This window comes from Cryobacterium sp. Y11 (assembly GCF_002929535.1).
Classification (GTDB): Bacteria; Actinomycetota; Actinomycetes; order Actinomycetales; family Microbacteriaceae; genus Cryobacterium.
The window spans coordinates 27642-48764 of record NZ_PJJO01000052.1; the positions used below are offsets into that span (position 1 = coordinate 27642).

Below are 21123 nucleotides of genomic sequence, written 5' to 3' on the forward strand. Positions count from 1 at the left end.
CCGGAGTCGATCGATCTGCCCTGTGCACGGCTGCCGGTCTGCCGTAAGCTGGCGCTGCATTGCCACCCGCCACCCGTCGGCAGAACGGGATCGATCAGCGAAAGGTCACCGCCATGAGCCATAGCGCCACCTACAGTGCAGTCCTGTTTGGACCCAACCCGATTGCCGCCGGAACCGAGGTAGAACTGGAATACATCGACGGTGAATACCAGGACGTGGTCGTGTTGGAGGCGGTTGAAGACGCCGAAACGATCACCCGCACCTATAAGCGCGGGCGCGAGACCGACGAGCCCATCCCCTACCGCTTTGTCGAGGAAGACATCGCGGAGTTCGACGCCGAGGCCGACGTGCCCAACTGAAACCGGCGGGGAGGCATCCGCTGAACAGCGGATGCCTCCCCGCCGGTTTCGAGGGTTAGATGCGCCGGAGCGTTAGATGCGCTTCGTGGCGTCGCGGCCGCGCCGCACCGGCAGGGCCATCAGCGGCCCGACGAAACGGCGTTGCAAGCGCCGCGCCGGACCCCAGACGATCTGCACGATGTACTGCGACAGGAGCGCGCCTGCCGCGAGGGCCATTGCGATGCCCGCAGCGGTGAGTAACGCCAGCAGCCCGTTGATATCGCCCTCGGAGAGCTGGAGCAGCCCGCGAAACAGGGTGAGTCCCGGCACCAACGGCACCAAAGCCGTCACCATGATGACCAGGGGCGGGGTGCGCACGATGCGGGCGGCTACGGCGGCCAGCAGCCCGACACCGAGGGCGCTCGCCGCCGAAGACCCAACGAGGCCGAACCCGCCGGCCATGGCCGCGACGAACAGAAATTCGGCCAGGGCGCCTAGCACGCAGACCACCCAGACTGCGCGCCACGGTACCTGCACCGCCAGCGCAAACCCGATCACGATCACGATCGCGGCCACGAGCAGCACCGGCAGAACTCCCAGTGTCACGATCGGGTTCGAATCGATCTCGAGCACCAGCCCGAACCGGGCCAGGAACAGCGCGGAACCGGACACTCCGGTGACCAGTCCGGCCGTGATGAGCAGGGCCTCCACCATTCGGGCGGTTCCGGTGAGATAAAAGCCCGACAGCGTGTCATGCACGGCGCCGAAGGTTGTCACTCCGGCCAGGAGCATGATGATGGTCGCTACGACTACGAGCGAGGGGTTCGCCGTGGGATCGATCAGCCGCACGATCGCGGCGACGATTGGGCCGATCGCGCCCCCGACGACGGTCTGATAGAACAACGGAACCTGGCGGTGGTCGAGTACCGAGGTGATCCAGTCGATGATCCAGGTGGCCACGAACGCGGCGATGATCACGGTGGGGCCGGCGCCGATGAGCACGGCCGCGCCCGCCCCGACCAGGCTCCAGCCGATGCGCCGCCACTGCTTAGGTACCTGCGGCTTGGAGCTGACGATGGTCGCCAGAATTTTCCGGGCTTCGGCCACCTCGATCGGTTTCTCGATGATGTCGGCGATCAGCTCAGACGTCGCGGTGAGCTTGGAATAGTCGAGCGTGCGGTACTTCACATTACGGCTGCGAATGATCGACTCGTGCGTCGCCGCATCCTCCTGCGTCAGCGTGATGGTCGTGTGCGTAATGTTCGCGTCGGTGCCCTTGAGCCCGTAGGCACGGGTGAGCGCGATCATGGCGGCGGTGGCGTCTTCGGCGCCAGCACCGGCCGTGAAGATAACCTCGGCGAGGCGCATCGTGAGGTCGAGCACCGCCCGGGTATAGCCGGCGTGGTCGAGCGAGATGGCGGTGGTCTTGCTAAAACTCATGAGGAGCGCAAATCTACTGGGCCCTGATCGATCGGGCCGAGAACGGATGCTGCGGCTGTGCCGTGCGCGGAGTCCGCGTCTGACGGTTGAAAGAAACCCGCGAGCACGTCGCGGTAGAGCCGGGCCAGTTCGGAGTCCGCATTGTAGGCTGAGCCCCCGACGACCTGCACGGCCGTATCGACGACGAACTTCGCGTTCTGAGTGGCGCGGTATTTGAGGCCGGACAGTTGAGTGAACCAGGCCGGGCCGGTCTGCCACGTCTGCTCGTCGACCGCGCGGGCGAGCGCGTCGATCTGCGGATAGATGCCATCCATTGCCATCACCAGACCGCCCACTCGCCAGCGCGCGACCGGATCTTGGGCGTGCGTGCGGCCATCATTCTTGAGCGAGGTGCGCCGCTTGGCGCCGGCCACGGCGAGCTCGACCGCGCGCTGGCCGATCCCGGTGTAGACAGCGGCGAGCAAAATCTCAAAGTTGGCAAAGATACCGGCCACGAGCGGGTCGCCGTTGGGCCCGACCGGCAGCTGCCGTACCACTCGGTCTGGGCGGGCGAGTGCGCCATCGAGTAGCGTGCTCTGGCTCTGGCTGGCGCGCATGCCGAGGGTATTCCAGTCGTCTTTCACGCCGATGCCGGTATCCGTTCGGTCGAGAAAAGCCCAGACGATGGTGGGGTTTTCTGGATCGGACGAGTCCAGTCCGTGGGTGCCGAGGCGGGTCCAGGCGGGGGAGAGCGAGGTGAAAATTTTGGTGCCGGTGAACCGGTAGCCGCCGCCTGGCTGGGGGAGGGCATCCGTTGTTGAGCCGAACAGCATGAGGTCGTTGCCCCGTTCGCTCACGCCAAAGCCGAAAATTTCGTCGCGGCCGGCCTCGGCGAGCACAAAGTCCAGCGAATGGTCGCCCTGGTCGTGCAGGCTTCTCGCGACGCCGGTCCAGACCAGGTGCATGTTCACGGCGAGTGCCGTTGCCGGGGCGTGCGCAGCGAGCAGAGTCTGGGCTCTGGTCGTCTGCTGCAGGGTCAGGCCGAGTCCGCCGAATTCGACCGGCACGAGGGCGCGCAGGTAGCCGGCCGCGACGAGTCCCTGGAGGTCTTCGTCGAAGAAGGAATTGGTCTGGTCATACCCGGCGGCTCGCGAGCGGATGCCGGCCAGCAGATCCGCAGAGAACAGAGCGTCGGGTGCACTCGAAGGGACAGAAACGAGCGCCGCCGGAGGGGTTTCGGGCAGGGCTATAGCAGGGAGAAACTCGGTCACAGTGACAAGCCTATGCAGCCTTGCGGCTGCGTGCGAACAACCGCACGATTAGCAGCACAATTGCTCCCACAATTGCCAGGGCGACCAGCCAGGGGAGGGCGACGCCGAGGCCGATGAGCAGGCCGCCGAGGGCGGTGATCAGGGCGGTCCAGCCGGCTGCGATGCCGGTCCAGAAATTGTCAGGACCCCCCGCAGCCACGGTGCCCTCGGCGACCAGTTCGAGCTGCACGGTGGAGTAGTCGATCTGGTCGGCGAGAAAATCGCGCTGGGATTTCAGGCTTTCCAGTTCGCCTTGCCGACTCGACAGTGCGCTCTCGATGCTGATCAGATCCGCTGTGCTGGTAGCCGAAGCCATCAGGGCCAGTAACCGGTCGACGGAGGTGGTGAGCGCGGTGATGCGGGCGTCAAGATCTTGGCGCTGCTGAGTCACATCTTGGGCGGTGAGGGAGACGAAGTTGAGTCGACCGAGCTTCTTGAGATCGGTCAGGGTGCGGTCGAGCTCGTCGGACGGAATGCGCAGGGTCAGGGTGGCACTCGCCGGTTGAATATCGGTGGCCGGGTTCTCGCTGCGGCTGTCGACGCGTCCGCCGGCCTGCTCGGTGATGGTGACCGCTGATTCGCTCGCCGCCACCGGGTTGGGGGCCGTGATTGACAGGGAGCCGGTGGTGATGACATCACGGTTGGCCGTGTTCACATCATCGGTGGTGCCGGTGACGGCGCTACTATCGAATGCTTTGTCGCCGGCTGCGGGTGCCACCCGACCGGAAATGCTCTCGTCCGTACTGACGGAGCCTGAGTTGCTGGCAGTACATCCCGTTAACAGAACGGCCGTCACGAGCACCGCAACCACACCCCAAGTTCGTCGCATACCTCACTGTATTGGCGCGCCAACGGAGCTGTCTGGAGGCAGTCTGGGAGTCGCATCACAATTGAGACTCGACTCCTACCCCCGAAGTAAGGTCATCAGGTCGGCGGTTGACTGCGCCGCGACAATCAGGAGGACAACATGGGATTCATTGACAATGCCAAGGATGCGCTTGATGCCACGGGCCAGAAGATTGGCCGGGCGGCGGAGGACGCCAAGGACCGGATCGACGACAAGGTCGACGAGGCCAAGGCCGACTCCAAGGTGAAGAAGGCAGAGGCCGAGGTTAAGCACGCCGAAGCCGAGCGGGGCGCCACGGAGACCAAGAACGATTTCAAGGCCACGCTGCGCGACGATAATTAGGTATGAACTGGTGGGCGGAACTGATGACACGTCGGCCCCGCCCACCGCTTTTGCACGTGGCGACGGATGCCGGCACCGGCCCGGTCGTCATTCTCGTGCACGGCATCGCGTCCTCGTCGGTGACTTTCTACGCGGTGATTCCCTTGCTGACCCCGAATCACCGGGTAATCGCGGTGGATATTCTGGGCTTCGGGCAGTCGCCGGCGCCGGACGGATGCGAATATCGGCTGGAGGATCATGTCGAGTCCTTGGCCGCGACCATCCGCTCATTGAAGCTTCGAGAGCCGTTCGTGCTGGTCGGCCACTCGCTGGGCAGTCTGATCAGCACCCGCTATGCGGCGATGGAACGGCACGGTCGGATTGCGACATTCTGGCGGCTCGTGGCCCGTCGCAGCACGGTGTCGCGCATGGTGCTCGTGGGGCCGCCGGTCTACGTATCGCCGAGCGATATCGGCGATCCGCGGGTCAAGGCGCGGGTCGGCGCCTACCTGCGGGCCTACGACTTTCTGCGCGCCAACAAGGATTTCACGCTCGCCAACGCGTCGATCATCACGCGTTTGCTGCCCAAGGGCACCTTCGAGCTGACCGAGAAAACCTGGACACCGTTCATTAAATCGATGGAGCACTGCATCGAATCTCAGACCGTGGTGAGCGATATTGCGAGCCTCGAGGTACCGGTCGACGTGATTTACGGTGCGCTCGACCAATTCATCGCTCAGGGCAGCCTGATCATTATTGAGCGGATGCGCCACGTCACGATGCATCGCGTCGAGGCCAACGATCACATCATCCGTCGGCGTCTGGCGCGGGTGCTCGTGCGGGTGATCGACAGCTGATTCCCCACCACGGTCCTAACATGGGCCCGGCACCCCGCCGAGAAACCCACCTGGGAAAAATAGGGTCCAGCTCGGCCTCTAGTGCGTTCGATCGAGCGCATAAGCAGCCACGCTCATCTTTTCACCGGATAGATGTGCCGCCGAGGCGCGCCCGATGCCTAAGCTGGGCGTATGCAAAAACGCACCCTCGGACGAACTGGCCGCACTGTCTCCGTGATTGGTCTGGGTACCTGGCAGCTCGGGGGTGACTGGGGAGCGGTGTCTGACGCCGACGCGACCGGCGTGCTCGCCGCATCCGCTGATGCCGGTGTTACCTTCTTTGATACAGCGGATGTCTACGGTGACGGCCGCAGCGAGCGACTGATTGGGCAGTTTCTCGCGAACGATGCCCTCGGCGCGGAGATTACGGTGGCCACCAAGATGGGTCGTCGGGTCGCGCAGGTGCCCGAGAATTTCGTGCTCGCTAATTTTCGGGCCTGGACTGATCGGTCGCGAAAGAATCTCGGAATGGACACCCTTGACCTCGTGCAACTGCACTGCCCGCCGAGCGCGGTCTTCGACTCCGGTGAGGTCTATGACGCACTCGACACCCTCGTCGACGAGCAAGTCATCGCCAATTATGGCGTGAGTGTGGAGACCTGCGACCAGGCGCTCGCCGCTATCACGCATCCGGGCATCGCAACCGTGCAGATCATTCTGAACGCCTTTCGACTCAAGCCGCTCGACGAGGTGCTGCCCGCCGCACGCGCTGCCGGGGTGGGCATTATCGCCCGAGTGCCACTGGCCAGCGGTTTGTTGACCGGCAAGTACACCGTAGACACGGTGTTCGCGGAGAGCGACCACCGCAACTTTAACCGGGACGGCAGCCACTTTGACGTTGGCGAAACCTTCTCCGGCGTCGACTTTGAGGTGGGTCTGCAGGCCGCGACCGAGTTTGCCGCCCTCGCCCCGGCCGGCCTCTCGCCCGCCCAAGCGGCGCTGGCTTGGGTCGCCCAAATCGACGGCGTGAGCGCCGTCATTCCCGGTGCCCGCTCGGTCGCGCAGGCGCAGGGCAACGCCACCGCCGGGGTTGCCGAAGCGCTCGGCCTGGAATTCAACGAGGGCGTGCAAGACATCTACGACCGACTCCTGCGGGAGCAGATCCACCCCCGCTGGTAGTGTCGCGGTGCCCCTGGCACCCACATTCTCGGCGCGCCCGTCCGACATCGCGTCGCGGACTCCGGCTTCGCCGAGCCGTGAGTTACGGGACGTTGAATCGTTTACTTTGTCTCAAAGCTCACGGGTCGTCGAACGGATCTCACGATTCGGCGAGGTGGAGCGGGCGGTGGGAAAAGCGGGGTACGCGAGTGGGAAGTGGCCAAAACCCTAGGAGACCTGCACCTGGATGGGCTCGGTGTCTGGGATGGGGCTAAGGTCGCGGCCGCGCAGGTCGGGGTGCCAGCGACGCCCGACTGCCGGAATGATGCAGCCGAGGGCGGCGAAGCCGGCGGCGACATAGATCGCCGAGACCGGCCCGGAGTGGTCGATCGAGAACCCGGCGATGGCTGAGCCGAGGGCTGCGCCGATCAGCTGGCCGGTACCGACCCAGCCGTAGGCCTCGGCGGTGTCGCTGAACTTAACGCTCGCCGAAACGATGCCGAACAACACCGCGAAGGCTGGCGCGATGCCGAGACCGGCAAGCAAAAGGGCGAATGAGAGCCACCAGAAGGTGAGCCAAACGCTCGCCAGCGCCAGTCCGATCGTGACGATGAGCATGCGCGCGGCGAGGGCCCACGGGCCGATCGGGGCGTGACCGAGCGCGAGGCCGCCGATGAGTGAGCCGATCGCGAAGATGCCGAGTACCCAGCCGGCGTCGGCACTGCCATGGCCGAATACCGCGACAACGCCGGCTTCGACTGAAGCGCAGGCCGCGACGAGCATGAAGCCGACCACCGTGCTGAGCAGCACCTCGGGCTTCTTGAGCACGACGCCGAGCTTGCGGCGGCTGCGCGGGATGCGCACCCGGCCGACCTCGGGCAAGGAGACGAACCAGATTCCACCAGCGACCAGAAAGAACACGGCGAGCAGGATGCCAGCGATCGTCGATACCTGCAGTGCGACGAAGGTCGCGATGACGGGGCCGAGCACCCAGATGATTTCCTGCGCGGAGGCATCCAGTGAAAACAGCGGAGTGAGCTGGCGGGAGTTGACGATCTTGGGGTAAATCGTGCGCACGGCCGGTTGGATCGGCGGCGTGGAGAGGCCGGCGACAAATCCAATGAGCATGAGGCTCACGACCGACAGTGGAACTAGAGCCATAACAATGATCGAGACCGCGCAAATGAACATTGTGGCGATGATGACCGGGCGCATGCCGAGTCGGCCCATCAGGCGGCTGGTGAGCGGCCCGGCGATGGCCTGTCCGATGCTCATTGCGCCAAGAACGAGTCCGGCAGCACCGTAGGAGTTGAAAATCTGCTCAATGTGAATGAGGAAGGCGAGCGACAGCATTCCGAACGGAAAACGAGCCGTCAGCTGCGCGCCAATCAGGCGGGATACGCCCGGTGTACGCAGGAGACTCCAGTAACTTTTCACAATGAATTCAGTCTACGGCTGGCCGGTCGAAATCTCGGGCCGGGCCCCTGCCGCGGGCGGCGATGCCGACTGAGGAGTTGGCGGAGTAATCCGACGGCTGGACGATCAGCAGCTTAGGCATGCCATACTAAGGTAATGCTTACCTTACCGATGGAGACCGGCCCCGGTGTCACGGCGGTTGCTGACCGTCCGGCCTATCGCCCCTATCGGGCCACGGTGGTGGGAATCCGTTCTTTGAGTGAACACTTCACCCGGGTGACGTTCTTCGGTGAACAGTTCGATACGTTCGGCACCGCGGGGCTCGACCAGCGGATCAAAATTGTGTTTCCGCTGCCCGGGCGTGGCCTGTCCGACATCGGTGCCAACGATGACAGCACCATCGCAGACGGAACCTGGTATGCCCGCTGGCGCGCGCTGCCGGGCGTCGACCGAAACCCGTTTCGCACCTACACGATTCGCGCGGTGCGCCCCGAACTGCGCGAGATCGACGTGGACTTCGTCAGTCACACCGGTCACGGTCTCCTCGGCCCGGCCGCGCGCTGGCTGCACACAGCGACCGTGGGCGTAGACGTTCTCATCGTCGGCCCCGATGAGCGCAGCTCCGGCCGGGCGATCGGCCTTGACTGGCATCCTGCCCACGCGACCGAACTGCTGCTGGCCGGCGACGAGACCGCAACCCCCGCCATCTGCAGCATTCTTGAGAGCCTGCCAGCCGGTCGTCGTGCGCGTGCCTTCATCGAGATGCCCACCGAAGCGGATGCTCTGCCCCTCGTTCTGCCGACCGGTTGCGAGGTCACGTGGCTGGCCCGCGAGGGGGCCGAGCGCGGCGAACGGCTTGACGCCGCGGTGCGCGGCTGGGTCGCCGACAACGCGGCACTGGTCGAGGCGGCCCTCGTTGATGCGGTGCTGGTCGAAGCCGCGCCAGGGGGATCGGCGCGGAGCCCTGCGGCGCGGGCGCAGGGCCCCGCGGCGCGGGCGCCTCAACCGCTCGTCGAGGTCGACGTGGACTGCGAACTCCTCTGGGAATCGCCGAACGACGAGAACGGAACCGGGTTTTACGCCTGGCTCGCCGGCGAATCGCGCATGATCAAGTTGCTCAGGCGTTTTCTGGTGAGCGAGACCGGCATTGACCGCTCGCGGGTGGCTTTCATGGGGTACTGGCGGCTCGGCCGGTCCGAAGCTCAGTGACCCTGGTTCTGGAACGGCCAGCGGCAGCGCGAACCCGCCCGCGTCGGGTCGTTATCGGCTTCGCGGTCGCCGTCGCCCTGCTGGTGCTCAGCATTATCGCGTCGCTGGTCGTTGGCAGCCGGGAGATCGCCCTCGGCACGGTGTTCGACGCCCTGATCAATCCCGACCGCGCCCGGACGGACCACGCCGTCATTCTCGATCTGCGGATACCACGCACGGTCGTCGGTATGCTGGCCGGCCTCGCCCTCGGGCTGGCCGGGGCTCTGATGCAGGGCGTCACCCGCAACCCGCTCGCCGACCCCGGATTGCTCGGCGTCAACGCTGGCGCCTCCCTGTTCGTCGTCGCCGGCATCGCCTGGTTCGGAGTGACGAGCTCGCTCGGTTACGTCTGGTTCGCTTTTGCGGGCGCGGCCGTTGCGGCGACGATCGTCTACCTGATCGGATCGCTGGGCCGTGAAGGCGCAACTCCGGTCAAGCTTGCCCTCGCCGGAACGGCGCTCACCGCGGCCTTCACCTCGCTCATCACGATCGTGCTGCTCGCCGACACTGGGGCCTTCGACCGCTACCGGTTTTGGGCCGCTGGTTCACTGGTTGCCCGCGACCTCGATGCCGCCCTACCGCTGGTGCCGTTCATTCTGGCGGGAGCGATTCTGGCCATCGTGGCCGCGCGCATGCTCAACGCGCTCGCGCTCGGCGACGACCTCGCCCGTGGACTCGGCCAAAACCTGATCACCGCCCGCATCATCTGCTTGGGCGCCATCGTGCTGCTATGCGGCTCAGCGACGGCGATGGCCGGCCCGATCGTGTTCGTCGGCCTCGCAGTGCCGCACATCGCCCGCTGGATCACCGGCCCCGACTACCGCCTCATCATCGCGTTCTCGGCGCTATTCGGGCCGACCCTGCTCGTGGCGGCGGACGTGCTCGGCCGAGTCATCGCCCGACCCGGCGAGATCGAGGCCGGCCTCGTCGTCGCCTTCCTCGGCGCGCCGGTTCTCATCGCCCTCGTGCGCCGCGTGAAACTGGCGGGCCTGTGATGGACACGACGATGCCGGCTGTAACCGACCGGCCGGCCGGGGCGGCAGCATCCGTTGTGAAAGTGGATGCTGCTGCGCTGGCTCACGCTCGGGCCGGACGGAACAGGCGTGAGCGTTACATCGTGCTCGGACTGATCGGGGCGCTCCTCACGGTTGCCGCGCTCAGTCTCGCAATCGGAGCGTACTCGCTCAGCGTGCCCGACCTGCTGCGCACGCTGGCCGGCCAGGGATCGGGCAGCGAGAACTTCATCGTGCTCTCGCTCCGCCTGCCCAGGCTGACCCTCGCCGTACTGGTCGGAGTGGCGTTCGCCATCTCCGGCGCGCTGTTTCAGACCGTGCTGCGCAATCCGCTCGCGAGCCCCGACATTATCGGAGTGACCGGGGGAGCGAGCGCTGCCGCCGTGTTCGGCATGCTCATTCTCGGCTTCGGAAGCCTGGGCACGTCGCTCGCCGCGTTTGCCGGGGCGATCATCGTCGCCTGCGCCATCTACCTGCTGGCCTGGCGCAGCGGAGTGGTCGGCTACCGCTTCGTGCTGATTGGTGTCGGCGTCGCGTTCATGGTGCAGGGACTGCTCGGTTATCTGCTCTCGCGCGCCGAGCTGAATGACGCCCAGGGCGCTCTGCTCTGGCTGGTCGGCAGCGTCAGCGGTGCCCGCTGGCCGTCCATCGCGGTCGTGGCCGTCGTGCTGATCGTGTTGCTCCCGGTCATTCGCTTGGCTGACGGTCGCCTGCGCGCCCTGCAACTCGGTGACGACCTCGCCCGCAGCCTCGGCGTTGGCGCCGAACGTACCCGACTGGTGCTGCTGGTGATCGCGGTCGCCCTCACTGCGACGGCAACGGCGGCCGTCGGCCCGCTCGCCTTCGTGGCGTTCGTTGCAGCTCCCATCGCCCGACGCGCGCTCGGCACCGGCGGGGTCGCCCTGATTCCGACGGCGCTGGTGGGCGCGCTGATCACGACCGTGGCCGATTTCACCGCCCAGCACCTGCTGCCCGGGCAACTCGAACTGCCCGCTGGCATCATCACGGGCGCGATCGGTGCCCCCTACCTGCTCTGGCTGCTCGCCACCAGCAACACAACCGGAAAGGGCGCCTGATGACCAACACGAATATCCTGCGCGCCGAGGGCCTCAGCCTCGGCTACGACCAGCGGCCCATCATCGACAACCTCGACCTTGAGATCATTCCGGGCGCGATCACGGTCATCGTCGGCGCCAACGCCTCCGGCAAGTCCACCCTGCTCAAGGGCCTCGCGCGGCTGTTGAAGCCGGATGCCGGCCAGGTCACCCTGGGCGGGCGCAACATCGCCGCGGTGCCCGGCAAACAGGTCGCGACCGTCGTGGGGCTGCTGCCCCAGCAGCCCGTCGCCCCCGACGGCATCACCGTGGCCGACCTGATCGGGCGCGGCCGTTACCCGCATCAGGGCTGGTTTCGGCAGTGGTCGAGCACCGACGATGAGATCGTTGCCGGTGCGATGGCCGCCACCAACACCCACGAGCTCGCCGCTCGCCGCCTCGAAGACCTCTCCGGTGGGCAGCGCCAGCGAGTCTGGATTGCCATGGCGCTCGCGCAGAATCCCGAGATTCTGCTGCTCGACGAACCGACCACGTTTCTCGATGTGACCCACCAAATCGAGGTGCTCGACCTGCTGCTCGAGCGCAACCGCGAGCGCGGCACGACGGTCGTGATGGTGCTGCACGATCTCAACCTCGCTGCTCGCTACGCGGACCACCTCGTCGTAATGCGCGCTGGACGCATCGTGGCGAACGGGGCGCCGGTCGAGACGCTCACCGCGGAGATCGTGCGGGACGCCTTCGACTTGGCGGCGCTGATCGTGCCCGATCCGGTCTGTGGTTCGCCCATGGTCGTGCCGATCGGCCGGTTCCACGGGCGAGCGACGGGCGTTGAGTCGGCCGCGAACGCAGAACCCGATACTGCTGAGTCTGCGATCGCCGATTCGGCCACCGCGCCGGCCGCCCCAGCCGTGGCCGCACCGGTGCCGACCGCAGGGTCGGCCACACCGGCGGCGGCCACAGCCCGGCCAGCCCCGGTCACCGCGAGCCCCCGCACAAAGATATTTAGGATAGGCTAACCTAACTATGTGGGCGGCAACGCTCGCGCCTAACGAACTGGAGATTTCGTGTCCCGACGCCTGACCGTCTCGCTCGCCGCCGTCGCGAGCATCCTCGCTCTGACCCTCAGCGGTTGCACGGCCGCCGCCGACGACGCGGCTGACCCTGCGGCCGGCGCCGCAGCATCCGGCAGTTTTCCCGTCACGATCGAGCACGCCTTCGGCGAAACCACGATCGACAAGCAGCCGACGCGGGTCGTGACCTGGGGCTGGGGCAGCGCCGACGATGCGATCGCGCTGGGCGTGATTCCGGTGGCCATGCCGTTCCAGAGCTACGCCGGCGACGAGAACGGCGTGCTGCCATGGATCAACGAGGCTCTCGAGAATACAGAGATGCCTCTCGTATTACCCGACACCCAGGAGCCGCCCTATGAGGACATCGCCGCAGCAGCCCCCGACGTGATTCTCGCCGCCTACTCCGGCATCACCGAACCGGAATACGAGCTGCTCAGCCAGATCGCTCCCGTCGTCGCCTATCCGGGCGACGCCTGGGCCACCCCGTGGCGCGACCTGATCGAGATCACCGGCACCGCACTCGGCAAGACCGACGAGGCGAGCGCTTTGCTGGCATCGATCGATACCGAGATTGCCGAGCAGGCCGCGGCGCACCCCGAGTTCGCCGGTAAGACCATCGCCCTCACGAGTGCCGGCGCCGCGACCTTCTACGTCTATAAGAAGGAGGACCCGCGCGTCGACTTCACCCTTGACCTCGGCTTCGTCAGCGCGCCAGCGGTCGACGAACTCGCGACCGATGAGGCGAGCTTCTACTACACGCTCAGCTTCGAGCAGCTCGACCAGCTGGACAGCGATCTGCTGGTGAACTTTGGCACCACCCAGGAAGAATCCGACGCGTTCCTTAATGCCAGCTACGCCCAGGCCATGCCGCAGGTGCAGTCCGGCGCGGTCGCCTCCCCGGTCGGAGCGGCATTCATTAGCGCGGTCTCCCCGCCTACTGGGCTCTCGCTGTCCTGGGGCCTCGACGACTACGTCTCCCTACTCGCGGCCGCGGTTAAGTAGTCACGCCTTGCGAAACGGATGCAGCGTAAGCCCGCCGGACGCGCCGCATCCGTTCTGCGCGTGCTCGCCGCCGACCTGCCCGTGCTGGTCAAGCTCGAAGGTCGCAATCTCGCTGGTTCAGCCAAGGATAGGGTCGCCTTCAATATCACTGACCAGGGCGAAGCCAGCGGCGCACTGGCCCCCGGCGCGACGATCGTCGAATCGTCCTCGGGTAACACCGGAAACAGACTCACCCTGGTGGGCCGGCTCACCGGGCATCCCGTCGTGATCGTGCACACCGACCAAATCTCGGCTAAAAAAACTCGCGCTGCACGCACTGTGGGCGCAAAATCTGCCTTCGACCGCGCTCGTCGACCAAGCCGTGCAGCTGCTCTGCGCTTCCGAGCCCGCTGCTTAGTCTGTATATTCCACAATCGGTATGTGCAGGACTGTCAGCTCAAGGTCTCGTCCGCGTCGCCGACCGACTCGACCCGCTTGCGAAACTCCAGATACCCGATCGACTCCCAGTCACCGTCGAGGTCGAACTGCGGCTCGTAGCCTAGTGCGCTGTACAGCGCAACGGCCTCCGGCTGCCGCGACCCCGTGGTGAGAATGATCGAGTGGATGCCGCGCCGCGCCGCCTCCGCTTCAAGCTCGGCCATCACCAGCCGTGCCAGCCCGCGGCGGCGATGCGCCGAGTGCGTCCAGACCCGCTTGATCTCGACCGTGCCAGCGTCGTTCGCCCGCATAAACGCGCCGCCGGCGATCGCCTGACCGTTGTGCACCAGCAACAGAAACGTGCCGCCCTCGATCGGCTGAAAGCGACTGGCCGGATAGCGGCTGAGCTCAACCGACGACGGAATTCCCTCGGTCAGGCCGTAGCGCTCGTCGTACTCCCGCGAGAGTTCGGCTACGAGGGGAGCGGCGAGTGGATCGTTGGGCGAGGTGTACAGAATGTTCGGAGCTACGGTAGGCACTCCTTAACGATAGATCCGCAGCATCCGCTCGGCAAAAGCAGGGCACGGGTTTCCGTCTCGACTTCGGCGCGCGCCGGGTGCATTAGGCTCGATAGGTCTTACCCGCGTGTGGGGTTCACTGGCGAACCCCGCACTTTCGACCAAATCAAGAAGGAAGTGCCATGCGCGCACGCTACATTGTTCCGGCTTTCGCGGCCGCCGCCGTTCTGTTGCTCACGGGCTGTGTCGACAACTCAAATCCGGCCGCCACGACGCCCATCGACGCCGGCACCACCATTGAAGCGGATGCCGCCGCCGTCGCGCTGCTCCCCGCCGATATCAAGAGCGCCGGCGTGCTCATCATTGGCACCGACGCGGCGTACCCGCCAAACGAGTACAAGGACGAGGCTGGCGCGCCGATTGGCTGGGGCATTGAGCTCGCCAACGGTATCGCCGCCAAGCTCGGTCTCACCACCGAGTACCAGATCGCGTCGTTTGACACCATCATTCCGAGCATCACCGGTGGCACCGTCGACATTGGCGAATCCTCTTTCACCGATAACCTCGAGCGCGAGAAACAGGTTGACTTCGTCAACTACTACAACGCCGGAATTCTTTGGGCCGCGCCCGTTGGCAGCACAGTCGACCCCGACAACGCTTGTGGCCTGACCGTCGCCGTGCAGGACAACACCGTTCAAGACACCGACGAGTTGCCCGCCAAGAGCGCGGCCTGCGTCGCGGCCGGTCTCGAGAAGATCGATGCTCTGCCCTACCCTTCGCAGGACGAGGCGACCAACGCGGTCATTCTCGGCAAGGCCGACGCGCTCAGCGCCGACTCCCCGGTCACCCTGTACGCCATCTCCAAGACTGACGGCAAGCTGGCGCCCGTCGGCGAAAGCTTCGACACGGCACCTTACGGCATCACGGTCAACAAGGGTTCAGAACTAACCAAGGCCGTGCAGGCTGCCCTGCAGTCCATGGTTGACGACGGCTCCTATGGCAAAATCCTCGATGCCTGGGGTGTCACCGAAGGTGGCATCGACACCATCACCATCAACGTCGCCGCCAACGGCTAGAGAGAGTAAGCGACCCACATCATGACTAACACGACCGCGACCGGCGTGAAGACAGAACCGGGTATCAAGGCCATTCGCCTGCGCCACCCGTGGCGCAACACCTTCGCGGTCGTGCTACTGCTCATCGTTGCGTTGTTCGTCGCCGATGCGGCGATGCGCCCGGCCTACGACTGGCCGGCGGTTGGTAAGTACCTCTTTGACCAGCGCATCTCGCAGGCGGCGTTCATTACCCTGCAACTGACGGTCTACTCGATGGTCATCGCGATCATTCTCGGGGTGACTCTGGCCATCATGCGGCTCTCACCTAACGCCGTCGTCAACAGTATCGCCTGGGTGTACCTCTGGATCTTCCGTGGTACCCCGGTGTATGTGCAACTCGCATTCTGGGGCCTGATCGGCACGATTTATCAGACCATCGACATTGGGTTGCCCTTCACCGAGCCGTGGGTGTCTTTTCCAACCCGGGTCGCGTTGAGCGCGTTCATTCTCGCGATCGTGGGACTGGCCCTCAACGAGGCCGCTTACATGGCCGAAATCGTGCGCGCCGGGCTGCTCTCGGTCGACAACGGTCAGGAAGAAGCTGCGACCGCGCTCGGCATGAGCTGGTTCCAGACAATGGTGCGCATTGTTGTTCCGCAGTCGATGCGGGTGATCATTCCGCCGGCTGGCAACGAGGTCATCTCGATGCTCAAGACAACGTCGCTCGTGACAGCGATTCCGTTCACACTCGAGCTCTACACCCGCTCCCGCGACATCGCCGCCGTCACCTTTGACACGGTACCGATGCTCATTGTCGCATCGATCTGGTACCTGTTCTTCACCTCCATTCTCATGGTCGGCCAATACTTTCTCGAGAAGCGGTTCGCCCGCGGCATCGGCGACCGCCGTCCAGACAAGAAAACGGATGACGCCACCGCGTCGATCACGGGCGCTGCGACCAGCTTCCCCTACGTCGTCGGCAGCGGTCAGCCGACCGTTGTGCCGCCGCCAATCGCATCCGCTGACCCGCCGACCGACCCGCCGAAGGGAGACCGCTAATGGTCGCCTCCGTTTCTGACATCCCCATGGTGGTCGCCGACCGCGTCTCGAAGAGCTTCGGCTCCAACGAGGTACTCAAGAGCATCTCGCTCGAGGTCAAGCGCGGGGAGGTCATGTGCCTGGTCGGACCCAGCGGCTCCGGCAAGTCCACCTTTCTGCGCTGCATCAACCACCTCGAGGTCGTCTCCGCCGGACGCCTCAGCGTCGACGGGGAGCTCATCGGATACCGGGAAGTCAACGACAAGCTCTATGAGATGCGGCCGAAGGAGGCCGCTCGGCAGCGCCGCGACATCGGCATGGTGTTTCAGCGCTTCAACCTGTTTCCGCACATGACCGCCCTGCAGAACGTGATGGAAGCACCCATTCGAGTCAAGGGGCTGTCCAGGGCGGGCGTAGAGACTAATGCTCGCGCCCTGCTGGCCCGAGTCGGGCTCGCCGAACGCGCCGACTACTACCCCGCGCATCTCTCTGGTGGTCAGCAGCAGCGGGTAGCGATTGCCCGCGCCCTGGCGATGGAGCCCAAGCTCATGCTGTTTGACGAGCCGACCAGCGCGCTCGACCCGGAGCTCGTCGGCGAGGTTCTCGACGTCATGCAGGGCCTGGCCCGTGACGGTATGACCATGATCGTGGTCACCCACGAGATGGGCTTCGCCCGCGAGGTTGCCGATTCGCTCGTCTTCATGGATGGCGGAGTTGTCGTCGAAAGTGGCATCCCCACCGAGGTACTCGCTAATCCCCAGCACAACCGAACCCGAGCCTTCCTCTCCAAGGTGCTCTAGCCCCACCCCATTCTGGACGGGGCCTGGGCCCCGTTTATAAACTGGGCCCGGGTTTAGAGGTGGGCTCGGGGCAAACTACCCGGCGAGCACCTTCTGAATGCGTTGCAGCGAGACGGACTCCGCAGCCTTGAGCTCCTGTGCAAACAGGCTGATGCGCAGCTCCTCTATCATCCAGCGGGCGCGCAGAACAAAGACGTCAGCATCCGCTTTCAGGGGCATCGTGCCGCCGGCGTTCTCGAAGCGGGTGGTGGCGGCCTGGGTTTCGTTCATCCACACCCGGTCGCGGCTGGGATTGTCGACGAGTTTCGGTATCCGCGCGCTGATTCCACCGAGATACCGCGGCAGGTGCCGCAACTGGGCCAGGCCGGTCTCGCTGACAAATCCGGGGTACACCAGCGCCGTGAGCTGCTGGCGGGCATCGCTGATTCCGGGTAGCAGCGCCATGCTCGTTGCGGCTTTAAGCGCCTTATCGGCCACGCGCTGAGCGGTCAGAATGCGGGCGACTAAACCGACAGTTTCGAACATGGAATCCATCACGACCCCTGACACGCGGTCGCGAATGGTGTCGAATTCCGCCTTCATGAAGACCTGCCCGCCCGGGCGTACCCGAAAGAGCACATCGTCGACCGCGGCCGCGAGACAATCCTCAAACAGGGCCTGCGTGCTCTTGTACGGACTCGTCGCGAGGCTGAGCTTCTCGGCGGCGGTGAGATGCTGCTGAACATACGCGGCCGGTGACGGTGTCGCGAGCAGCAGCAACCGCCGCACACCGCGGGGCAGCGAGCGGGCTTGCTCCAGCTCGGTGCTCATCATGCGAATCGAAACGGATGACCCGTCGTCGACGAGCGTCGGATACCCGCGAATCGTGTTGTCGCCCTGCTTGGTGTCCAGGAAGCGGGGGAGTTCGGCGAGGTCCCAGGTGGTGATTCCGCCCCGCTCGATCGCATTGCTCGGCGCGGCGGAGCTCGTCGCCTGTGCGACGCTCTCGCGCACCCGGGTGCGGAGCCGGCGCTGCAGATCGGCGAGGTCCTTATCGGCGGCGACCGTGCGACCGCGCTCGTCGGTGACGACGAAGGTCATGCGGAGGTGCGACGGAATTCGGTCGAGCTCGAAGTCGTGCGCGTTGACCGGCACGTAGGTGAGCTTCTGAATCAGTGCCGCGAGCGTCTCGGCAAACGACGCAGAGGGCACCTGTGTTGGCAGGGTTTCGACGATGCCGGGCTCGCCGGGCAGTTCGCCCAGTAGCCGAGCGGCCCAGTCGGCTGCGGGAACGACATTGCGCCGAATACTCTTCGGCAGCGACTTGATCATGGCGGTCACCAGTTCGGCGCGAAGGCCAGGCACCTGCCAGTCGAAACCGTTCGACGACAGGCGGGCCAGCAGCGCGAGCGGAATGCGCACGGTGACGCCGTCGTCTTCTTCACCGGGTTCGAAGCGGTAGCCAAGCGTCAGGCGCTGGTCACCCTGCTGCCAGCTCGGCGGAAAGAGCCCCTCGTCGATCTCGGGGGAGTCCTCGGCCACGAGCGCGTCCGCGGTCATGGTCAGCAGATCGGGGGTGTCGAACCGAGCGGTGCGCCACCAGCCCTCGAAGCTCTTGGTCGACGATACCTCGGCTGGAATGCGGCGCTGGTAGAAGTCGAAAACGGCTTCATCATCAAAGAGGATGTCCCGGCGCCGGGTGCGCTCCTCCAGCTCGGCAAGTTCCTCCCGCAGCCTCGCATTGGCCCGTTCGAAAGCCCACATTCCGGGGTCGCCGGTCTGGCCGGGCCTGCCGCCGCGGCTCGCGCTTGAGCCGACGGCTGGTGCACGGCCGGAACCGCGCCCGCTAGAGGCATCGCCGCCATCGACCGAAATGCTCACGCGTTCATTGCGGGATGGCCCGCGTGAGCCGCGATCCGCTTCCTTCTCCGCCGCCGATGATTGCGGCCCAGATGCACGGTCCCATTCACCCTCCACCAGCGCGTGGCGAATGAACAGCTCGCGCGCATAGGCCGGGTCGATCCGGGAGAACTGCACGCGGCGGCGGGCCACGATCGGCACGCCGTACAGGGTCACCCGCTCGTAAACCACGGCGGCGCCCTGCTTCATTTCCCAGTGCGGTTCGGAGTAGCTGCGCTTGCACAGGTTGCCGGCGAGCGGCTCGGCCCAGGCCGGGTCGACAACCGCGTTCATGCGGGCGAAGAGTCGGCTCGTTTCGACCAGTTCGGCGCTCATGACAGCGTTCGGCTGCTTCTTGGCCAGGGTCGACCCCGGGAAAAGTACGAAGCGTTGCTGCCGGGCCCCGACGTAGTCCTTCTTTGCGACGTCTTTCAGACCGATGTGTGAGAGCAGCCCGGCCAGCAGCGACCGATGCACGCCGTCGGGGTTCGCGCTCGGTTCACTAAGGTGCAGGCCGAGCGGCTTGGCGAGCTGACGCAACTGGCGCAGCACGTCCTGCCATTCGCGCACCCGCAGATAGTTGAGGTACTCGTTCTTGCACAGGCGTCGAAAAGCGCTCGAGCCGAGCTCGGACTGCTGCTTCTCGAGGTAGTTCCAGAGATTGAGCAGGCTGAGAAAGTCGCTCGTGGGGTCGGCGAACCTGGCATGAAACTGGTCGGCCTGGGCGCGTCGCTCGAGCGGGCGTTCGCGCGGGTCCTGAATGGTCAGCCCGGCGACGATCGCCATGACTTCCCGGCTGGTGCCCTGCGTCTTCGACTCGATCACCATGCGCCCAAAGCGCGGGTCGATCGGCAGCTGCGCGAGCTGCTGGCCGATGCGGGTCAGGCGCGGGGTGGCTGGGCCGGTGGCAGCGGCGGGGGCGAGGGCATCCGCTTCACCGGTTATACGACCACGACCGCTCTTGGTGCGCCCGGCGCCTTCGGCCTCGATGGCGCCGAGTTCGGCAAGCAGGTCGAGGCCGTCCTTGATATTGCGCGAGTCCGGCGGGGTCAAGAAGGGGAACGAGGCGATGTCGCCGAGGCCGAGCGAGATCATCTGCAGAATGACCGCGGCGAGGTTGGTGCGCAGAATTTCTGGCTCGGTATATTCCGGGCGGCGCATATAGTCCTCTTCGGAATATAACCGAATTGCAATACCGTCGCTCGTGCGCCCGCTGCGACCGCTGCGCTGGTTGCCAGAGGCCTGCGAGATCGCTTCGATCGGCAGCCGTTGCACCTTGGAGCGCACGCTGTACCGGCTGATGCGCGCGGTTCCGGCGTCAATGACATAGCGGATGCCCGGCACCGTCAAGCTGGTCTCGGCCACGTTAGTCGCGAGCACGATGCGCCGTTTTACCCCGGCCACGGTCGACGGCTGGAACACCCGGTGCTGGTCGGCCGACGACAACCGACCGTAGAGCGGCAGCACCTCGGTAGGGTTGCGGCTGGCCGAGGAGGCGTACTTGCCCTGCAGCGCGACGGCGGCGTCCCGAATCTCGGTCTCGCCGGAAAGAAAGACCAGCACGTCGCCGTTCGACTCGCGTTCGAGCTCGTCGAGAGCCGTGGTGATGCCCTCGATGTAGTCGCGGTCAACCGGGGGAGCGGCATCCGCCGTGTCGTCATCATCGTCGATACCGGGCTCAGCCACCAGTGGCCGGTAGCGAATCTCCACGGGGAAGGTGCGCCCTGACACCTCGACGACCGGCGCCGGGGTACCGTCCGCGGCCGCGAAATGCTGCGCGAAACTGGCCGGGTCGATGGTGGCCGAGGTGATGATGAGCTTCAGATCGGGGCGCTTGGGTAACAGTTGCCGCAGGTAACCGAGCAGAAAGTCAATGTTGAGGCTACGCTCGTGTGCCTCGTCGATGATGATCGTGTCGTACTTGCGCAGCATGCGGTCGCGGTGAATCTCATTCAAGAGGATGCCGTCGGTCATCAACTTAATGCGGGTGTCCGCGCCGACTTTGTCGGTGAACCGCACCTGGTAGCCGACGAGCTGGCCGACCTCCTGGCCGAGTTCCTCGGCGATGCGCTCGGCGATGGTGCGCGCGGCGAGCCGGCGCGGTTGAGTGTGGCCGATGTTCTTGCGGCCCAGCTCCAGACAGATCTTGGGCAGCTGGGTGGTCTTACCCGAACCGGTCGATCCGGCGACGATGACCACCTGGTTGTCGCGAATGGCGCGGGCGATGTCGTCCCGACGCTGGCTGACCGGCAACTCCGGTGGGAAGGTGATATTGAGCGTTTCCATGAAGCTTCAATGTTACTTCGGTCGTATCACTGCTTTCGCGGTCAGTGAACATTAGGGGTTGGCGGGCAGACGGGGAACCGCGACTTATAGGCTGGGGC

19 protein-coding genes are annotated in these 21123 nt (G+C 65.4%); 13 read left to right on the top strand and 6 right to left on the bottom strand.

Annotation, left to right across the window (positions count from 1 at the left end):
* The first annotated feature begins 113 nt into the window (after positions 1–113).
* Positions 114–359, top strand: coding sequence for a hypothetical protein (locus CXY75_RS05925; protein WP_104081912.1), 246 nt, complete (start codon positions 114–116; stop codon positions 357–359).
* Between the two features lie 72 nt (positions 360–431).
* Here CXY75_RS05925 and CXY75_RS05930 read toward each other — a convergent pair whose 3' ends face one another.
* The 3 genes from CXY75_RS05930 to CXY75_RS05940 all read right to left on the bottom strand — a co-directional run bounded on the left by CXY75_RS05930 (position 432) and on the right by CXY75_RS05940 (position 3785).
* Entirely contained in the window at positions 432–1778 is a 1347-nt protein-coding gene (locus tag CXY75_RS05930; RefSeq protein WP_104081913.1) for a threonine/serine exporter ThrE family protein, read from the bottom strand.
* Entirely contained in the window at positions 1775–2944 is a 1170-nt protein-coding gene (locus CXY75_RS05935) for an acyl-CoA dehydrogenase family protein (protein ID WP_233201773.1), read from the bottom strand. The genes CXY75_RS05930 and CXY75_RS05935 overlap by 4 nt, the downstream gene beginning before the upstream one ends.
* A gap of 94 nt (positions 2945–3038) precedes the next feature.
* Positions 3039–3785, bottom strand: coding sequence for a DUF4349 domain-containing protein (locus tag CXY75_RS05940; protein WP_158251135.1), 747 nt, complete (start codon positions 3783–3785; stop codon positions 3039–3041).
* Between the two features lie 249 nt (positions 3786–4034).
* Here CXY75_RS05940 and CXY75_RS05945 point away from each other — a divergent pair, with 249 nt between their 5' ends.
* From CXY75_RS05945 to CXY75_RS05955, 3 genes are all read left to right on the top strand, one after another.
* Positions 4035–4256, top strand: a complete 222-nt coding sequence (locus tag CXY75_RS05945) for a hypothetical protein (protein WP_104081915.1) — start codon at positions 4035–4037, stop codon at positions 4254–4256.
* Positions 4257–4279: 23 nt separating this feature from the next.
* Positions 4280–5092, top strand: a complete 813-nt coding sequence (locus CXY75_RS05950; RefSeq protein WP_233201763.1) for an alpha/beta fold hydrolase — start codon at positions 4280–4282, stop codon at positions 5090–5092.
* A 171-nt stretch (positions 5093–5263) separates the two neighbouring features.
* Positions 5264–6250, top strand: coding sequence for an aldo/keto reductase (locus CXY75_RS05955; RefSeq protein ID WP_104081917.1), 987 nt, complete (start codon positions 5264–5266; stop codon positions 6248–6250).
* Between the two features lie 207 nt (positions 6251–6457).
* Here the strand turns inward: CXY75_RS05955 and CXY75_RS05960 are convergent, their stop codons facing one another.
* Positions 6458–7666: an MFS transporter gene (locus CXY75_RS05960; RefSeq protein ID WP_104081918.1), complete on the bottom strand. Its 1209-nt coding sequence runs from the start codon at positions 7664–7666 to the stop codon at positions 6458–6460.
* A 135-nt stretch (positions 7667–7801) separates the two neighbouring features.
* Here CXY75_RS05960 and CXY75_RS05965 point away from each other — a divergent pair, with 135 nt between their 5' ends.
* From CXY75_RS05965 to CXY75_RS19420, 6 genes are read left to right on the top strand one after another with little or no spacing between them, the layout of a single operon-like run.
* Complete coding sequence (locus tag CXY75_RS05965) at positions 7802–8854, top strand: siderophore-interacting protein (RefSeq protein WP_233201764.1); 1053 nt, start codon at positions 7802–7804, stop codon at positions 8852–8854.
* Positions 8851–9888, top strand: coding sequence for an iron ABC transporter permease (locus tag CXY75_RS05970; protein ID WP_104081920.1), 1038 nt, complete (start codon positions 8851–8853; stop codon positions 9886–9888). The genes CXY75_RS05965 and CXY75_RS05970 overlap by 4 nt, the downstream gene beginning before the upstream one ends.
* Before the next feature lie 11 nt (positions 9889–9899).
* Positions 9900–10982 carry an iron chelate uptake ABC transporter family permease subunit gene (locus tag CXY75_RS05975; protein WP_199182383.1) on the top strand — a complete coding sequence of 361 codons (1083 nt, stop codon included), beginning with the start codon at positions 9900–9902 and terminating at the stop codon, positions 10980–10982.
* The gene (locus tag CXY75_RS05980) at positions 10982–11977 is read left to right on the top strand and encodes an ABC transporter ATP-binding protein (RefSeq protein WP_199182384.1); all 996 of its coding nucleotides are present in this window, start codon (positions 10982–10984) and stop codon (positions 11975–11977) included. Before CXY75_RS05975 ends, CXY75_RS05980 begins: the two co-directional genes overlap by 1 nt.
* 48 nt (positions 11978–12025) lie before the next feature.
* Positions 12026–13033: an iron-siderophore ABC transporter substrate-binding protein gene (locus tag CXY75_RS05985; RefSeq protein ID WP_104081922.1), complete on the top strand. Its 1008-nt coding sequence runs from the start codon at positions 12026–12028 to the stop codon at positions 13031–13033.
* 18 nt (positions 13034–13051) lie between these two features.
* Positions 13052–13570, top strand: a complete 519-nt coding sequence (locus tag CXY75_RS19420; RefSeq protein WP_146069381.1) for a pyridoxal-phosphate dependent enzyme — start codon at positions 13052–13054, stop codon at positions 13568–13570.
* On the opposite strand, the gene CXY75_RS05995 is transcribed toward CXY75_RS19420, so the two are convergent.
* Positions 13465–13989 carry a GNAT family N-acetyltransferase gene (locus CXY75_RS05995; RefSeq protein ID WP_104081923.1) on the bottom strand — a complete coding sequence of 175 codons (525 nt, stop codon included), beginning with the start codon at positions 13987–13989 and terminating at the stop codon, positions 13465–13467. The genes CXY75_RS19420 and CXY75_RS05995 overlap by 106 nt on opposite strands.
* Before the next feature lie 161 nt (positions 13990–14150).
* On the opposite strand from CXY75_RS05995, the gene CXY75_RS06000 reads away from it, so the two are divergent.
* Genes CXY75_RS06000 through CXY75_RS06010 form a run of 3 tightly spaced genes read left to right on the top strand, consistent with a single transcriptional unit; the run spans position 14151 to position 16861 of the window.
* Positions 14151–15044, top strand: a complete 894-nt coding sequence (locus tag CXY75_RS06000) for an ABC transporter substrate-binding protein (RefSeq protein WP_104081924.1) — start codon at positions 14151–14153, stop codon at positions 15042–15044.
* A 21-nt stretch (positions 15045–15065) separates the two neighbouring features.
* Positions 15066–16082, top strand: coding sequence for an amino acid ABC transporter permease (locus CXY75_RS06005; protein ID WP_104081925.1), 1017 nt, complete (start codon positions 15066–15068; stop codon positions 16080–16082).
* A gap of 26 nt (positions 16083–16108) precedes the next feature.
* A complete protein-coding gene (locus CXY75_RS06010; protein WP_146069388.1) occupies positions 16109–16861 on the top strand; it encodes an amino acid ABC transporter ATP-binding protein in 753 nt (250 codons plus the stop codon).
* A 75-nt stretch (positions 16862–16936) separates the two neighbouring features.
* Here CXY75_RS06010 and hrpA read toward each other — a convergent pair whose 3' ends face one another.
* Complete coding sequence (gene hrpA, locus CXY75_RS20430; RefSeq protein WP_233201765.1) at positions 16937–21025, bottom strand: ATP-dependent RNA helicase HrpA; 4089 nt, start codon at positions 21023–21025, stop codon at positions 16937–16939.
* Between the last annotated feature and the right edge of the window lie 98 nt (positions 21026–21123).

Bases quoted from the DNA above. Each gene is read 5' to 3' on its own strand.
- CXY75_RS06010 (WP_146069388.1), top strand. From the start codon at position 16,109: ATGGTGGTCGCCGACCGCGTCTCGAAGAGCTTCGGCTCCAACGAGGTA.
- CXY75_RS05950 (WP_233201763.1), top strand. From the start codon at position 4,280: ATGACACGTCGGCCCCGCCCACCGCTTTTGCACGTGGCGACGGATGCC.
- CXY75_RS05965 (WP_233201764.1), top strand. From the start codon at position 7,802: ATGCTTACCTTACCGATGGAGACCGGCCCCGGTGTCACGGCGGTTGCT.
- CXY75_RS19420 (WP_146069381.1), top strand. From the start codon at position 13,052: ATGCAGCGTAAGCCCGCCGGACGCGCCGCATCCGTTCTGCGCGTGCTC.
- CXY75_RS05955 (WP_104081917.1), top strand. From the start codon at position 5,264: ATGCAAAAACGCACCCTCGGACGAACTGGCCGCACTGTCTCCGTGATT.
- CXY75_RS06000 (WP_104081924.1), top strand. From the start codon at position 14,151: ATGCGCGCACGCTACATTGTTCCGGCTTTCGCGGCCGCCGCCGTTCTG.
- hrpA (WP_233201765.1), bottom strand. From the start codon at position 21,025: ATGGAAACGCTCAATATCACCTTCCCACCGGAGTTGCCGGTCAGCCAG.
- CXY75_RS06005 (WP_104081925.1), top strand. From the start codon at position 15,066: ATGACTAACACGACCGCGACCGGCGTGAAGACAGAACCGGGTATCAAG.
- CXY75_RS05945 (WP_104081915.1), top strand. From the start codon at position 4,035: ATGGGATTCATTGACAATGCCAAGGATGCGCTTGATGCCACGGGCCAG.
- CXY75_RS05925 (WP_104081912.1), top strand. From the start codon at position 114: ATGAGCCATAGCGCCACCTACAGTGCAGTCCTGTTTGGACCCAACCCG.
- CXY75_RS05975 (WP_199182383.1), top strand. From the start codon at position 9,900: ATGCCGGCTGTAACCGACCGGCCGGCCGGGGCGGCAGCATCCGTTGTG.
- CXY75_RS05930 (WP_104081913.1), bottom strand. From the start codon at position 1,778: ATGAGTTTTAGCAAGACCACCGCCATCTCGCTCGACCACGCCGGCTAT.
- CXY75_RS05980 (WP_199182384.1), top strand. From the start codon at position 10,982: ATGACCAACACGAATATCCTGCGCGCCGAGGGCCTCAGCCTCGGCTAC.